This is a genomic window from Brevibacillus brevis NBRC 100599, assembly GCF_000010165.1.
In the GTDB taxonomy this organism is placed as follows: Bacteria; Bacillota; Bacilli; order Brevibacillales; family Brevibacillaceae; genus Brevibacillus; species Brevibacillus brevis_D.
Window position 1 is genome coordinate 2,465,415 of sequence record NC_012491.1, and the last position, 15,043, is coordinate 2,480,457.

Below are 15,043 nucleotides of genomic sequence, written 5' to 3' on the forward strand. Positions count from 1 at the left end.
ATTCGGAGGGATTAACAATGCGTATGGTCGATATGATCGCCAAAAAACGTGATGGCGGAGAACTGACAACAGAAGAGATTCAATTTCTGGTGACAGGCTATACAGATGGAAGTATTCCTGACTACCAAATGTCCGCATGGGCAATGGCAGTCTTTTTCCGTGGCATGACGGCGAGAGAGACGGGAGATCTAACCTTGGCAATGGCAGGGTCAGGCGAACAGCTTGACCTGTCTTCTCTACAAGGAATTAAGGTAGACAAGCATAGTACAGGCGGAGTAGGGGACAAAACTACTCTTGTTGTTGCGCCACTGGTAGCGGCAGCGGGTATTCCTGTGGCAAAAATGTCTGGAAGAGGCCTTGGATACTCAGGAGGCACTATCGACAAGTTGGAGTCCTTCGCAGGTTTTGAAGTAGAGCGCACACGCGAGCAATTTTTGCAGCAGGTGCGTGATATTGGCGTGTCCGTAATCGGACAGTCTGGCAATCTGACACCTGCCGATAAGAAGCTGTATGCTCTACGTGACGTGACAGCTACTGTAGAGGCTGTGCCGTTGATTGCAAGCTCCATTATGTCCAAGAAGATTGCGGCTGGAGCAGATGCCATCCTGCTTGACGTAAAAGTAGGGAAGGGCGCTTTCATGAAAAGCATTGAAGAGGCAGAGACGTTAGCAAATGCGATGGTTGCAATCGGCAGCCAAGTAGGACGTAAAACGGTGGCGGTTATCAGCGATATGAACCAGCCGCTTGGCTTTGCTGTGGGCAATGCACTGGAAGTGAAAGAAGCGGTGGAGACACTTGCAGGTAGAGGTCCACGCGATTTGACCGAGCTGGTGTTGTCTATTGGTTCCCGTATGCTTGTAATGGGGGGCCTTGTTGGTGATGTGGAAGAAGGACGCAAGAAGCTCGAAGACCTGATGGCTTCCGGAAAGGCAGTAGATAAACTGGCGGAAATGGTAGAAGCTCAAGGCGGCAATAAGCAGGACGTCTATGATTTGTCTCGTCTGCCGCAAGCAAAGATCATTCATACCGTTACAGCCGAACAGGACGGCTTTGTAAGTGCGATTGATGCGGAAGCGATCGGTCATGCTTCTGTTGTCCTGGGTGCTGGCAGATTGACAAAAGAAATGCCAATTGACTTGGCAGTAGGTCTTGTTCTGCACAAAAAACGCGGGGATCAGGTGAAGGCTGGAGAAGTTTTGGTCACCATCCATGCCAACGAAGACCAGCTTCTGAAAAATGCGTTGAAAGAAATGGAAGGTGCCTTCCAGATTTCGACGGCAATCGACGGAGAACAACCGTTGATCTATAAAATTATCGAAGCATAGATTGTAGGATGTTAGTTGATCAATCAAATAAAACAAGGCGTGCACAGCACATGGGCACGCCTTGTTTTATGAGTAAAAATACAGTTTCTCGAAAAAATATTGTTGATTAAATCTAGTTTTTCATATTCAATAGTAAGATGTAAGTCGTTTTTTTATTATATAAAAAATATTTTACTGTTCGGATTGACTTTATAAAGTTTTATTATTCTACTTGTCAAATTTCGTTGACACCGCTATCATTTCCGATTACTTTTATTGTATTAGACTGTTTGTAAAAGATTGTTGCGAAATTCGTAAAAAAATGATGGAGGTTCCCAGAAAATCGTATTTATGAAAAAGCTGGACCATGTCGACAGACAGATTCTGCAAATCCTCCATGAAGATGGGCGTATCCCATATACAGAAATCGCCCATCAGCTAGGCGTGAGTGAAGGAACGATTCGATCACGTATCACTCGCCTTTTACAAGACGGAGTCTTCCAATTCGTAATACAACCCGATCCAGAGAAATTAGGATTACATGTGCAGGCTATCATCGGGTTAACCACAAAGCTAGGTTTGCAGAAAGAAGTGGCAGAAAAATTAAGCAAATTTTCTGCAGTACGCTTTGTAGGCGCTTATAGCGGTAAGCACGACTTGATTATCCAAGCGTGTTTCCATAGTAATGATGAGCTGATCACCTTTGTCAATGAACGACTCTCTCAAATTGAAGGAATTGCAGCTGCGGACGTTTCACTGGAACTGAAGCAGTACAAAGACACCTTCTCTTTCGTTCAAGACGACGAGGTGACCCTGCAATGAAAGGGGTTGATGCCTTCCAGCCGAAGTCAAGCAGCTTCGTATAGTTTTCGTTTTTTTTCGTCCTTTATTTTCAGAAAAAAGACAATAAAGAAAAACGTACTGGGGGTTATTGCGTTGAAAAAGAATGTGTTTGCACTTGTGAGCTCGATTGCTGTATTAGGAACCGCCCTGGCAGGGTGCGGAGGAGGACAACAAACTGCCGCTCCACCGGCAGGAGGTACACCAGCACCTTCACAGCCTGCAACACCAGCTGCTGAGAAGAAGCCACAAGTTTTAAAGATGAACCTGCACTCGGAGCCGCCTACAACTGATCCAGGGCTCGCAGAGGACACGACTTCAGGCGCGATTATCTTGGCAACCTTTGATGGCTTGACCCGCATTGGAACCGATGACAAGCCGCATGAAGCTGCTGCTGAGAGCTATACCGTCTCTGATGATAAGCTCACTTACACATTTAAAATCAGAGAAGCGAAATGGAGCAATGGCGATCCTGTAACAGCACATGACTTTGAGTATGCTTGGAAGCGTGCTCTCGATCCAAAAACAGCTTCCAACTACGCATATCAGCTGTACTACGTGAAGAATGGCGAAAAAGCAAATAAGGGCGAAGCAAAGCTTGATGAAGTAGGCGTGAAGGCACTTGACGATAAAACGCTGGAAGTTAAGCTGGAGAATCCGACTCCATACTTCCTGGAATTACTCGCATTCCGTACCTACTTCCCAGTTAACAAAAAAGTACTGGATGCAAATCCGAAGTGGGCAGGCGAAGCAAGCTCGCACGTCGGTAACGGTCCTTTCAAAATCGAATCTTGGGAGCACAAGAGCAAGATGGTGCTCGTGAAGAACGAAAATTACTGGGATAAAGACAATGTAAAGCTCGAAAAAATCGAATTCTCCATGGTAGAAGACGAAAATACAGAGCTCTCCATGTTCGAAAATGGCGAAATCGATTGGGCTGGCGCACCGATGAGTGCTTTGCCAACAGATGCGATTTCAGCATTGAAAGAGCAAGGCAAGATTCAAACCAATCCAATCGCGGGTACGTATTGGTACAAGTTCAATACCGAAAAGCCGCCATTTAATAACATTAAAGTAAGAAAAGCATTTGCCTACTCGATCGATCGACAAGCCTTGATCGACAACATTCTCCAAACGGGCCAAATCCCGGCAACAGGCGCTGTACCTCCATCCATGGTACTGAATCCAAATGGCTATTTCAAAGACAAGGATCTAGAAAATGCGAAAAAGCTTTTGGAAGAGGGACTGAAAGAGGTTGGCATGAGCAAGTTGCCAGCGATTACCTTATCCTACAATACATCTGAGGCTCACAAGAAGATTGCTGAAGCCATCCAAGATCAATGGAAGAAAAATCTCGGCGTAGATGTGAAACTCGAGAATAAAGAATGGAAAGTTTACCTGGAAGATTTGCATGAGGGTAACTTCCAGATTGGACGGATGGGCTGGCTGGGTGACTTCAATGACCCAATCAACTTCTTGGAACTCTTCAAGGATAAAATGGGTGGAAACAACGATACACGTTGGGAAAATGCAAAATATAAAGAGTTGTTGAACCAATCCGCTAAGGAATCCGACCTCGAGAAACGTAAGAAAATTTTGGCAGATGCGGAGCAGATCCTGATGGATGAAATGCCAATCATGCCAATTTACTGGTACACACAATCTTGGGTGCAGAAACCAGAGGTCAAAGGTGTTCACCAAACGGGCCTGGGTGACGTGGATTGGAAAGGCGCGTACATCGAGTAATTTCATAACGAAGGAAACGGGATTTGCAGCAGAGGGTATGTGGTTGCACATATGCCCTCTGCTATGCAAGCCCTTCCCATAAATACCAGCTGGCATGATTGCCAGCAAAGAGAAAATAGAGAGAGAAGCTTTATTGCAAGAGATCTAAGGGTTATTTACACAGCCGATTTTTACACTGTGTCGGCAGCGTTCCGCAGTGTAAAGATGGGACGTGAAAGCAATCAAAAATCTACCAAGGGGGTAAGTTAGTTGATCCGTTATCTCGGTAAGCGCATCATTTTTATGCTCATCTCGCTCTTCTTAATTGTAACGGCCACCTTCTTCATCATGAAAGCAGTACCAGGTGGTCCATTTACATCCGAGAAGCAGGTCCCGCCGGAAATTAAGGCAGCACTAGAGGCAAAGTACAAGCTGAACCTGCCGTTGCATGAACAATACTTTGAATATTTAAAAGGTGTAGTAACTTGGGATCTCGGTCCGTCGTTTACGGAGAAATCTTCGAATGTTAACGACATGATTGATCGTGGTTTCCCTGTTTCTGCTCACTTGGGAGCACAAGCTTTATTGCTCGCTATCTTTGGTGGAATTACGTTAGGGGTTATCGCAGCACTAAACCATAATAGATGGCAAGACTATTCTGCAATGGTTATCGCTGTTTTGGGATTATCGGTACCAAGCTTTATTTTGGCGTCCTTTTACCAATACATTTTCGCTATTCAATTGGGCTGGTTTCCAATCGCGAAATGGGAAGGATTCGAGTACACCATCCTTCCTTCATTGGCACTCGCCGCATCACCGATGGCATTTATCGCGCGTTTGACGCGTTCCAATATGATTGAAGTTATGGGTCAAGATTACATCAAAACTGCAAAAGCAAAAGGATTGCACACTGTTGCCATTACAGTAAAACACGCAATTCGTAATGCGCTCTTGCCAGTTGTTACTTACCTGGGTCCACTGATTGCCGGTATTTTGACAGGTGCATTCGTTATTGAACGTATTTTTGGTGTTCCTGGTCTTGGTCGCGAATTCGTATTGTCCATTACAAACCGCGACTATACGGTAATCATGGGTACGACCGTGTTCTACTCTATTATCCTGGTTGTGATGATTCTGATTGTTGACATCGCATACACCTTGGTAGACCCACGGATCAAACTTTCGGACGCAGGAAAGGAGTAATGACACGTGCAAAACTTGACAAAAGAACATTTTGAGCCAATTTCCGTTGACCTTCGTCAAGCAGAATCAATCAAGCGCCCTAGTCTCTCTTTCTGGTCTGACGTTTGGCGCCGTATGAGAATGAATAAAGTTGCAATGGCTTCCATGATCTTTATTATTGCTTTGATCGTATGTGCCATTGTGGTTCCGTGGCTTACTCCACAAGATTATTTTACGACCGATTTGGCTGGGAAGAACAAGAAGCCATCTGCTGAACACTGGTTTGGTTCAGATGACTTGGGTCGTGACGTATTTGAGCGCATCTGGTACGGTGCACGAATCTCTCTGCAAGTAGGTCTTGCCGCAGCGTTTATTGATCTGATCATTGGTGTGATCTGGGGCGGTATCGCAGGTTTCTATGGTGGCAGAGTAGATGAAATGATGATGCGTTTCGCGGATATCCTGTTTGCGATTCCTTACCTGCTGGTTGTTATTTTGTTGATGGTTGTGTTAGAGCCTGGTGTCGGAACGATTATTATTGCCTTAACGATAACGGGATGGATCGGTATGGCCCGGATTGTGCGTGGTCAGATCCTTCAATTGAAAAACCAAGAGTTTGTTCTGGCAGCGCGCTCCCTTGGTGCTGACGCTAACCGTCTGATCTTCAAACACTTGATTCCTAATGCTTTGGGTCCAATCATCGTAACATTGAGCTTGACTGTACCTTCCGCGATTTTCGCAGAATCCTTCTTGTCCTTTATCGGGTTAGGGGTTTCGGCTCCGATTGCATCGTGGGGAACGATGTCCAATGAGGGCTTGCCGGCCATGAAGTACTATCCATGGCGTCTGACATTCCCGGCAATCTTTATTTCATTGACCATCTTGGCATTTAACTTGTTCGGTGACGGTCTGCGAGATGCAGTAGACCCACGCCTGCGTAAATAGGAGGGATAGTCGTTATGGAACGCATTCTTGATGTAAAAGACCTGCACGTATCCTTCCATACGTATGCAGGTGAAGTAAAAGCAGTCCGCGGTGTGAATTTTCACGTCAACCGCGGAGAGGCTGTAGCGATTGTAGGGGAGTCCGGTTGCGGTAAATCCGTAACCGCTCAAACCCTCATGAAGCTGATTCCTATGCCTCCAGGTGAAATTAAAAAGGGACAAATTCTCTTCAATGGCGAGGATATCGTCAAGAAGTCGAAAAAAGAGATGGAATCGATCCGCGGTAAAGATATCGGGATGATTTTCCAAGATCCAATGACTTCCTTGAACCCAACGATGACCATCGGTAGCCAAATTACCGAGGGTTTGATCAAGCACCAAAACATGTCGAAAGCTGCAGCACGTGATCGTGCTATTGAGTTGTTGACCATGGTTGGTATTCCGCAACCTGAGAAACGTGTGGAGCAATATCCACACGAGTTCTCTGGCGGTATGCGTCAACGTGCTATGATCGCGATTGCTCTCGCTTGTTCACCGAAGCTGTTGATCGCAGATGAACCGACGACAGCTTTGGACGTAACGATTCAGGCGCAAATTTTGGACCTGATGAAAGAATTGCAAAAGAAAACAGGCACTTCCATTATCTTGATCACGCATGACCTTGGTGTTGTTGCCGAGATGTGTGACCGCGTAATCGTTATGTACGCAGGAAAAGTGATCGAGACTGGAACCGTTGACGATATTTTCTATAATCCGCAACACCCTTACACCAAAGGCTTGCTTCGCTCGGTACCACGTCTTGACTTGAACCGTGACGAGCCACTGACACCGATTTTTGGTACGCCGCCAGACCTTCTGCGTCCGCCAGTTGGCTGTGGATTCACTGCGCGTTGCGAATCAGCGATGCGTGTGTGCCAAGAGATCGATCCTGAGCTGAACGACATCAGCACTACTCAGCGAGCAGCTTGTTGGCTTCAACATCCGCTTGCTCAGAACCGTGCGTAGAAGGAGGGATATCAGTGGATAAACGTGAAAATTTGATTGAAGTACGCAATCTAAAAAAATTCTTTTCCATTGGCGATAACACGCTGAAAGCTGTGAATGATATCTCGTTTGAGATCAAACGTGGAGAAACACTGGGCATAGTAGGAGAGTCAGGCTGTGGAAAGTCCACTGCTGGTCGCACTATCTTGAGACTGTATGATGCGACTGAAGGGGACGTCCTGTTTGAAGGAAAGAGCATCATGAATTTGAACCAGCAGGAAATGAAGGCGATGCGCCGCAACATGCAAATGATTTTCCAAGACCCTTACGCTTCGTTGAATCCGCGTATGACAGTCGGGGATATCATTGGCGAGGCACTGGATATTCATGGCCTGGCATCTGGTCAAAAGCGCAAAGAGCGCATTCAGGAGCTCCTTTCCTTGGTGAGCTTGAATCCTGAGCATATGAACCGCTTCCCACACGAGTTTTCAGGTGGTCAGCGCCAACGTATCGGAATTGCCCGTGCATTGGCAGTAGAGCCAAAATTCATCGTGTGTGACGAGCCAATCTCTGCTTTGGACGTATCCGTACAAGCACAGGTTGTAAACCTGCTCGAACAGCTGCAAGAAAAAATGGGCTTGACCTACATGTTTATTGCGCATGACTTGTCCATGGTAAAATACATTTCCGACCGTGTAGCGGTTATGTATCTGGGGAAAATGGTTGAGCTGGCAGAAAGTGATGCTTTGTATGAAAAGCCACTCCATCCGTATACGCAAGCGCTGTTGTCTGCGATTCCGATCCCGGATCCAGAAATTGAGCGTAACCGTGAGCGAATTGTACTGCAAGGCGATGTACCTAGCCCAATGAACCCACCAAGCGGTTGCCATTTCCGTACGCGTTGCCCGAAAGCAATGCCGGAATGCGCTGCATCCGTACCTGTGTGGAAAGAAGTAGAGCCAGGACATTTCGCTGCTTGTCATTTGTATAACTAAATCAATTACAAATAGCGAGTTCCGAGGCTACTCGTGCAGCCCGGAACTCGTTTCCCTTCATAAGGGAGGTTTTACCTCTGAAAAAAATGGGTATTGTACCCAGAGGCAGTTTTTTCAGGGGTATTTTTTCGGAGTTCTTGCACTGGAAAATCGTAGCAGTGATAAAGGGGGCAAGTAGCATGAGCAAATTTTTGTCGCCACGATGGAAAAAGAAGGAGGGAATATCGAATCTCTTAAAAAAAGTGAACCTGACTAGCCAAGTAGCATCGGAAAAGCTAAAAGGCTCACTTGCCACAAAGATGATTGTGTTTGGTCTAATTCTTGTACTTATTATTATCGGTTCTTTGCAATACATAGCCCTTTCCTTTTCGAAATCAACATTGTTTAGCATAACCTCTAACCAAGCGAAAATGCTGGCTGACCAGCATGCAAATAGCATGGAAGATGACTTGAAAGCGATTGTGAACTCGACCAAATCGGCAGCATCCAAACGTGTGATGATGACAGAGCTGCAACCGCTTATCATGGAGCAATTTACCCTATTGCGTCAGGCCCATAAAGAAGTATCCCGAATCTATTTGATCGACACAGCTACCGGGAAATCCCTATATTCCTTGACCGGAACAAATGAGATTGACTTTAAGCAAAAGCAATACTTCCAAAGAGCGCTAACCACGAAATCTTTGGTCGTTTCTGATGAAGAAATCGTTGAAGGTAGCAACAAGAGTTTTCTTTATATTGCGACACCCATTGGGGAAAAGGCCGATGAAACAAGCCGGTTGTTCGTTGTTGGCTTTACGATTGATCAAATGATTCAAAAGATTCCTGAGATCTCTTTCATGGAGAATGGCTACGCATTTGTCGTTCGCCAAGATGGTTTGGTTGTGGCCCATCAAAATCCGAACAACAACAACAAGCTCGTGCTGGCTGGGGACAAAGATTATGAAGAGATGCTGGCCCTGATGAAGCAGGAGACAAGTAACAGTTTATTGTACTCGGACCATGGAATTGATTCATTTGCAGCTTTTGCACCGATTCCCTTGTTGAAATGGAATGTCGTTTTGTCTACGGGAACTGACGAGGTGTATGGTGAAGTAGACGGAATGTGGCTGTACTTCGTACTCTTCAGCTTGCCGATCATCGGACTCTCGGTTTGGGCGATCTGGTGGTTTGCGAAACGGATTCGACTGTCACTGTTCGCGATCGCGCAGGATATGGATCAAATCGGCGCGGGACATTTTAATATCAACGTAAAAGTAAACGGAAATGACGAGCTGGCTATGGTTGGCCGCAAAATGAATGACATGGCGGCTGAACTCCGCAAGCTGATTGCCCTTGTACAAGGACAAGCGACTCAACTGAACGTAGCGACAGATGAGCTGACTCTATTTGCGCAAGAAAACAAGGGAGCCATTAACGTCATTACGGATAATATTTCAACGATTGCCCAACGCGTCTCTACACAGACGAATGAAGTGCAAGCAACGGCTAATACCGTCTCGGAAATATCGGAAGGCGTTGAACAGGTGGCTGTGGCTGCCGAATCTACATCGGTTGCCACGACCCGTACGTTTGAGAGAGCGCAAGGCGGTATGGAGTTAGTCGAGAACGTAATCAATACGGTAAGACGTGCCACTAGTGAGGTAGAGCGTACTGCTGGGCAAATGCACAGTCTTCGTGAGCGGGCTCGTGAAATTACGAGCATCGTTGAAATGATTACGAGTATTGCATCGCAGACGAATTTGTTGGCGCTGAATGCAGCCATTGAGGCTGCGCGTGCTGGAGATGCTGGACGAGGCTTCTCGGTTGTAGCCAGCGAGGTTCGCAAGCTCGCAGAGGATAGTAGCTCCTTCTCTGAGCGTATCGCTGCCATTGCCCATTCGATCAATGATGAGGCAATGGATATGAGTAAGCATATGGACGAGATCGTTACCATGGTGAGTGGAGGCTTGCAGTCTGTAGAGTCTGTGGGTACCGCTTTCCATAATATCGTGGCAGAGATTCAATCGGCTGCCGAGCAAAGCGAATCGATGACGGCGACCTCGGAAGAGATGGCGGCTGGTAATCAGGTAGTGACGAACTCCATGCAACGTCTTGCCACCATGTCGGATGAAATTAGTGAATCCATTTCAGGTGTGGTAGAGACAGTGGATGAACAATTGAATTCGATTGCACGCATTAATGAAAACGTAGAGCAATTGAAAAAAATGGCGGATGAGTTAACCCAAAATGTGAGCCGATTCGTCATTTAAGAAAGTGTCCCTTCTGCTAGTAGCGGAAGGGATTTTTTCGCTTTCGAGAAGATAATCTTGCCGTTTTTGTGTGAATATTTTCCTTTCATGATGGTGAGAATAAAACCATGAATGGAGGGAAGAGACTGCTATGAAACGGAATGGATACCTCGCTCTATGCTTCCTTATGTGCTTTACCATCTTTTCTCCGATGGCGATTGCCAAAGAAAAGGCTGGACAGCAAAAGAGTGACAATCATTTTGCCCCACAAGCTTCATCCGCAGTGATGATCGAAGCGGATACGGGAACAGTCTTGTATGAAAAGAACGCCAATGAAAAAATGCCACCCGCCAGTATCACCAAAGTAATGACCATGCTTTTGATCATGGAAGCGGTGGAGCGGGGAGAGCTTAAGCTTACCGATAAGGTTCGAACAAGTGAAAGAGCAGCATCGATGGGCGGGTCGCAAATCTTTCTACAGCCCGGTGAAGAAATGACGGTAGAGGACATGTTGAAAGGGATTGCGATTGCCTCAGGGAATGATGCTTCTGTAGCGATGGCTGAGCACTTGGCTGGAACGGAAGAGAGTTTTGTCACGCGAATGAATGAACGGGCACAGCAGCTCGGCATGAAAAATACGCATTTTGTCAACTCGAATGGACTTCCTGCCGCGAATCACTACTCATCGGCAGGAGACATTGCGATCATGTCACGCGAGCTCTTAAAACACGAAGGCATCACGAAGTTCACTGGTACGTACCAAGACTACTTGCGAAAAGATACAGAAAGCCCCTTCTGGCTTGTGAATACGAACAAGCTGGTGCGCTTTTATGAAGGGGTGGACGGTTTGAAAACAGGGTACACAGGCGAAGCGAAATACTGTTTAACAGCGACTGCCAAACGCAACAACATGCGTGTCATTGCAGTCGTTTTGGGTGAGCCTGATGTAAAAACACGCAACAATGAAGTATCGACCATGTTCAATTACGCATTCACGCACTTTAAGGTGACGCCGATGTACAAAAAGGGAGAACCTGTGCGCACACTCGTAGTTGATAAGGGTCAGAAATCGCAAATCAATGCGGTGACACCCCATGCAGTTAGTTTGTTGATGAAAAAAGGAGAATCGGCTGATACCTTCCAGAAGGAAATTGTCATCAAGGAAGCGGTTCACGCACCGATAGCAAAGAACCAAGTAATCGGCCACATTTTCATCCGTACAAAGGATGGCAAGGAAGTAAATCGAATCGATCTGTTTCCAGAAGATCAGGTAGATAAAGCCAACATGTGGGAGATTCTCAAGCGAACCACCAAGAGCATTTTGATTAGCTACTAGCAGACAGCATGAGCGCGAAAAGAATCGAGTTGCCCCGAATGGAATGGCGCGGCTGCTCGATTTTTTTGTTCTTTTGTCGGCTGGCAGGAATTGGTTTCGCCGAGGAAGAAAGAGAGTTTCTATCAAGGGAGAAGGAGTGTGGCAGCTATGAGTTTACGAGTTGCGATGGAGACACGGCAGGACGTGCTTGTGATCCGTTTGCAGGGTGAGCTTGATCATCATACGGCAGAGGAGTTGCGCAAGAAGGCGGATGATCTTTTGCGTACCTCTACTATCCGTCATATTGTGCTGAGTTTAGCTGACTTGACGTTTATGGACAGCTCGGGTATCGGGGTTATTTTGGGAAGATACAAGCAGATTTCTGCCCGATCTGGAGAAATGTATGTCTGCTCGATCAATCCAACGATCTATCGAATATTTGAGATGTCGGGGTTATTCAAGGTGATCAAGTTTCGCGAAAATGAAGCGGATGCTTTGCATGTTCTGGGGGTGGCGTAATGATGGTACAGCGTAACTTTATGTCAGTGTCGTTTGCAGCATTGAGCCAAAATGAAGCATTCGCACGTGTAGCGGTTGCAGCCTTCATTTCGCAACTCGATATTACGATGGACGAGCTGGAAGAAATCAAAACCGTTATATCCGAGGCTGTTACGAATGCCATTATCCATGGTTATGACGAAAATCCAGAGGGTGTGGTACAGATCTCTGTGCGAATTCAAGAGGACAGCATTGATCTGATTGTGGAAGACAATGGACGTGGAATTGAGGATGTGGAGCAGGCTATGCAGCCACTCTATACGACGAAACCGGAGCTTGAGCGCTCTGGGATGGGCTTTACGATTATGGAGAATTTCATGGATTCTTTGGAAGTGGCAACGGTTGTGGGTAAGGGAACAACTGTCCGCCTCACCAAACGCCTGGCGTTTGCCAAAGCCTTGCAAAATTAGGGGTAGTGCCAATGGGTGCCGATATTAAAAACGCGAGTCAACCATTTCTGACCAATGACCAAGTAAAAGAGCTAATCGCCAAGAGCCAAGCTGGCGACACTGAGGCACGCGAGCTTCTCGTCAACAGCAATATTCGGCTGGTCTGGTCCGTCGTCCAGCGCTTTATCAACCGTGGATACGAAGCGGATGATTTGTTTCAGATCGGTTGTATTGGCCTATTGAAGGCCGTAGACAAGTTTGATCTCTCCTATGATGTTCGATTCTCAACCTATGCTGTGCCGATGATTATCGGGGAAATTCAACGCTTCTTACGCGATGACGGTACAGTAAAGGTAAGTCGATCACTCAAAGAAACAGCCAATAAGGTACGACGCACAAAGGATGAGCTGTACAAGCAATTCGGTCGCGCACCCACGATTGCTGAGGTTGCGGACGCGGTGGGGATTACACCAGAAGAAGTCGTGTTTGCCCAAGAGGCAAATCGGGCACCTTCTTCCATCCATGAAACGGTTTTTGAAAATGATGGGGACCCCATTACACTGATCGATCAGATTGCAGATGAAGGGGTCAACAAATGGTTTGAAAAGATTGCGCTCAAGGATGCGATCAGTCGATTGAGCGAGCGGGAACAACTCATTGTCTACCTGCGCTACTACAAAGATCAGACGCAGTCGGAAGTAGCGGAGAGACTGGGAATCTCGCAAGTGCAGGTATCGCGCCTCGAGAAGCGCATTTTGCAAACGATCAAAGACCAAATTGAGCACTAACAGATCCAAACACTCCAGTCACTATGTGGCTGGGGTGTTTTGTTTTGTGTATAACGACTCGACGCTTCTCATTAAACAGATGCAGTCAGCAAATAAACGGTCATTTCCGTTTATCTGCATGGGTTTTGTGCCTCGGCACATACTAGCGAATAATCAGGTATGTGATGGAAGGGGAAGGTACCATGAAAGACGCGTTGTTTCTGCGCCTGAGAAAGCGATTGGCGGTAAAGCCACAAGCCATGATTACGCTTGGGGACATTTGCCAGCTTTACTGGGATGGAGAGCGCGAGGAAGCGTTAAAGCGGATGCCCATTTACCAGACAAAGCCAACAGATGGCAATTTGATCATCATCGATATCATGCAGGTGATTAAAAGGCTGCGTTCAGTCTATCCCGACGTGGAACTGGACGTCCAGGGTTCTCCCCAAATCATTGTGGAGGTGCTTAGTCCACGAAAGAAAGCAAACCCGATTTTGGTGGGGATGGTGTGGCTTCTGCTGTTCATTGGCTCAGGATTGGCGATCATGAATTTCCATACCGATGTCAGTATGATGCAGGTTCACGAACGAATCTACTATTTGATTACAGGTGAAAAAAGTCATCAGCCCTTGTGGATGCAAATTCCATACTCTATCGGAATCGGCTTGGGGATGATTCTGTTTTTCAATCATATCTTCCAGAAAAAAATCAACGAAGAACCTAGTCCGCTAGAAGTTGAATTGTTTATGTATCAGCAAAGCCTGGATCAATACTACATACAAAATGAAAACAAGGAAAACCAACGGACGAAGAAATGAGCGTCATCAAGTGCTTGTTGCTTATTTTGATCGGGCTGGGTGGAGGACTTGCAGTAGGGAGCGGGCTGGTCGCGTTTATTACCGTTCTGGACATCATTCCTAGGTTGACACAATTAACGAATGCTCAACGATATATCCGCTCGCTGGAATGGGCTTTGGTGGCAGGAGCGCTTTTTTTTACGTTTATTGATTTTTTTCATTGGGGAGCTCATTTGCCGGTGATTGTTTCTTCGATTTACGGGATATTTGCAGGGATATTTGTGGGGACACTCGCCGCAGGCCTAACGGAGGTACTGAATGTCTTCCCGATATTAGCGAAGCGAATCCACATGGATGGCAGTCTTCTCTTTCTGTTGATGGCCGTCGTTTTGGGAAAAGTGACGGGTTCCTTACTACAATGGCTGCTCCATCTGTGAAATGGTAAATACCACTATTCATAGGCATCTTTAGAAAAAGGAAGGATATAGGAAGAAAGCATACACAGGGAGTGAAAGGGCATGGCAACCAAAACAAAATCCAAAAATTCCGGATCGATGCAGATGACCAAACAACTGTATCAACAGCAGGCTTCGAAGTTCCAGCCCAAACGAAACGTTCTGCTGAACTCGTTTCGTGCTTTCTGGGTAGGAGGGACCATATGTTTGTTGGGTCAGGCCATTCAAAATATGTATATTACCTTCTTCGGATTTACGGAGAAAACGGCAAGCAATCCGACCGTTGCGACGCTTATCTTTCTATCTGTTTTGCTGACAGGATTAGGCGTGTATGACAATATCGGGCAGTATGCTGGGGCAGGATCAGCCGTGCCTGTTACAGGCTTTGCCAACTCGATCGCTTCTGCTGCCATCGAACATCGGAGCGAGGGGTTGGTGCTCGGCGTTGGCGGAAATATGTTTAAGCTCGCTGGTTCGGTCATTGTATTTGGGGTTGTTGCTGCTTTCATTGCGGGAATTATAAAGAGCCTGTTCAACATGCTTTTCTAAGGGAGGGC

The 15,043-nt window shown here is 46.5% G+C and carries 15 protein-coding genes; all 15 read left to right on the top strand.

What is annotated here, in order from left to right; all coding sequences use genetic code 11:
- Positions 1 to 17: 17 nt before the first annotated feature.
- The 15 genes from BBR47_RS12185 to spoVAC all read left to right on the top strand — a co-directional run bounded on the left by BBR47_RS12185 (position 18) and on the right by spoVAC (position 15,035).
- Positions 18 to 1,325, top strand: coding sequence for a pyrimidine-nucleoside phosphorylase (locus tag BBR47_RS12185; protein WP_012686076.1), 1,308 nt, complete (start codon positions 18 to 20; stop codon positions 1,323 to 1,325).
- A gap of 330 nt (positions 1,326 to 1,655) precedes the next feature.
- Positions 1,656 to 2,126, top strand: a complete 471-nt coding sequence (locus tag BBR47_RS12190) for an Lrp/AsnC family transcriptional regulator (protein WP_012686077.1) — start codon at positions 1,656 to 1,658, stop codon at positions 2,124 to 2,126.
- A gap of 114 nt (positions 2,127 to 2,240) precedes the next feature.
- Positions 2,241 to 3,890, top strand: coding sequence for a peptide ABC transporter substrate-binding protein (locus BBR47_RS12195; RefSeq protein WP_041749832.1), 1,650 nt, complete (start codon positions 2,241 to 2,243; stop codon positions 3,888 to 3,890).
- 249 nt (positions 3,891 to 4,139) lie between these two features.
- On the top strand, positions 4,140 to 5,072 hold the full coding sequence (locus tag BBR47_RS12200; RefSeq protein ID WP_012686079.1) for an ABC transporter permease: 933 nt from the start codon (positions 4,140 to 4,142) through the stop codon (positions 5,070 to 5,072).
- Positions 5,073 to 5,078: 6 nt separating this feature from the next.
- Positions 5,079 to 5,996 carry an ABC transporter permease gene (locus BBR47_RS12205; protein ID WP_012686080.1) on the top strand — a complete coding sequence of 306 codons (918 nt, stop codon included), beginning with the start codon at positions 5,079 to 5,081 and terminating at the stop codon, positions 5,994 to 5,996.
- Positions 5,997 to 6,010: 14 nt separating this feature from the next.
- Positions 6,011 to 7,000 carry an ABC transporter ATP-binding protein gene (locus tag BBR47_RS12210; protein WP_012686081.1) on the top strand — a complete coding sequence of 330 codons (990 nt, stop codon included), beginning with the start codon at positions 6,011 to 6,013 and terminating at the stop codon, positions 6,998 to 7,000.
- A gap of 14 nt (positions 7,001 to 7,014) precedes the next feature.
- Complete coding sequence (locus BBR47_RS12215) at positions 7,015 to 7,974, top strand: ABC transporter ATP-binding protein (RefSeq protein WP_012686082.1); 960 nt, start codon at positions 7,015 to 7,017, stop codon at positions 7,972 to 7,974.
- Positions 7,975 to 8,153: 179 nt separating this feature from the next.
- Positions 8,154 to 10,226 carry a methyl-accepting chemotaxis protein gene (locus BBR47_RS12220; RefSeq protein WP_012686083.1) on the top strand — a complete coding sequence of 691 codons (2,073 nt, stop codon included), beginning with the start codon at positions 8,154 to 8,156 and terminating at the stop codon, positions 10,224 to 10,226.
- A 130-nt stretch (positions 10,227 to 10,356) separates the two neighbouring features.
- Positions 10,357 to 11,541 carry a D-alanyl-D-alanine carboxypeptidase family protein gene (locus BBR47_RS12225; RefSeq protein WP_012686085.1) on the top strand — a complete coding sequence of 395 codons (1,185 nt, stop codon included), beginning with the start codon at positions 10,357 to 10,359 and terminating at the stop codon, positions 11,539 to 11,541.
- Between the two features lie 147 nt (positions 11,542 to 11,688).
- The gene (gene spoIIAA, locus BBR47_RS12230) at positions 11,689 to 12,039 is read left to right on the top strand and encodes an anti-sigma F factor antagonist (RefSeq protein ID WP_007724108.1); all 351 of its coding nucleotides are present in this window, start codon (positions 11,689 to 11,691) and stop codon (positions 12,037 to 12,039) included.
- Positions 12,039 to 12,488, top strand: a complete 450-nt coding sequence (spoIIAB, locus tag BBR47_RS12235; protein ID WP_007724107.1) for an anti-sigma F factor — start codon at positions 12,039 to 12,041, stop codon at positions 12,486 to 12,488. The genes spoIIAA and spoIIAB overlap by 1 nt, the downstream gene beginning before the upstream one ends.
- Positions 12,489 to 12,499: 11 nt before the next feature.
- Positions 12,500 to 13,255 (top strand): RNA polymerase sporulation sigma factor SigF, encoded by a 756-nt coding sequence (sigF, locus tag BBR47_RS12240; RefSeq protein ID WP_005827375.1) that lies wholly within the window; start codon positions 12,500 to 12,502, stop codon positions 13,253 to 13,255.
- 182 nt (positions 13,256 to 13,437) lie between these two features.
- Complete coding sequence (locus BBR47_RS12245) at positions 13,438 to 14,052, top strand: stage V sporulation protein AA (protein WP_012686087.1); 615 nt, start codon at positions 13,438 to 13,440, stop codon at positions 14,050 to 14,052.
- Entirely contained in the window at positions 14,049 to 14,468 is a 420-nt protein-coding gene (locus BBR47_RS12250) for a stage V sporulation protein AB (RefSeq protein ID WP_012686088.1), read from the top strand. Before BBR47_RS12245 ends, BBR47_RS12250 begins: the two co-directional genes overlap by 4 nt.
- 81 nt (positions 14,469 to 14,549) lie before the next feature.
- Positions 14,550 to 15,035, top strand: a complete 486-nt coding sequence (gene spoVAC / locus BBR47_RS12255) for a stage V sporulation protein AC (protein WP_041749384.1) — start codon at positions 14,550 to 14,552, stop codon at positions 15,033 to 15,035.
- Positions 15,036 to 15,043: the final 8 nt, after the last annotated feature.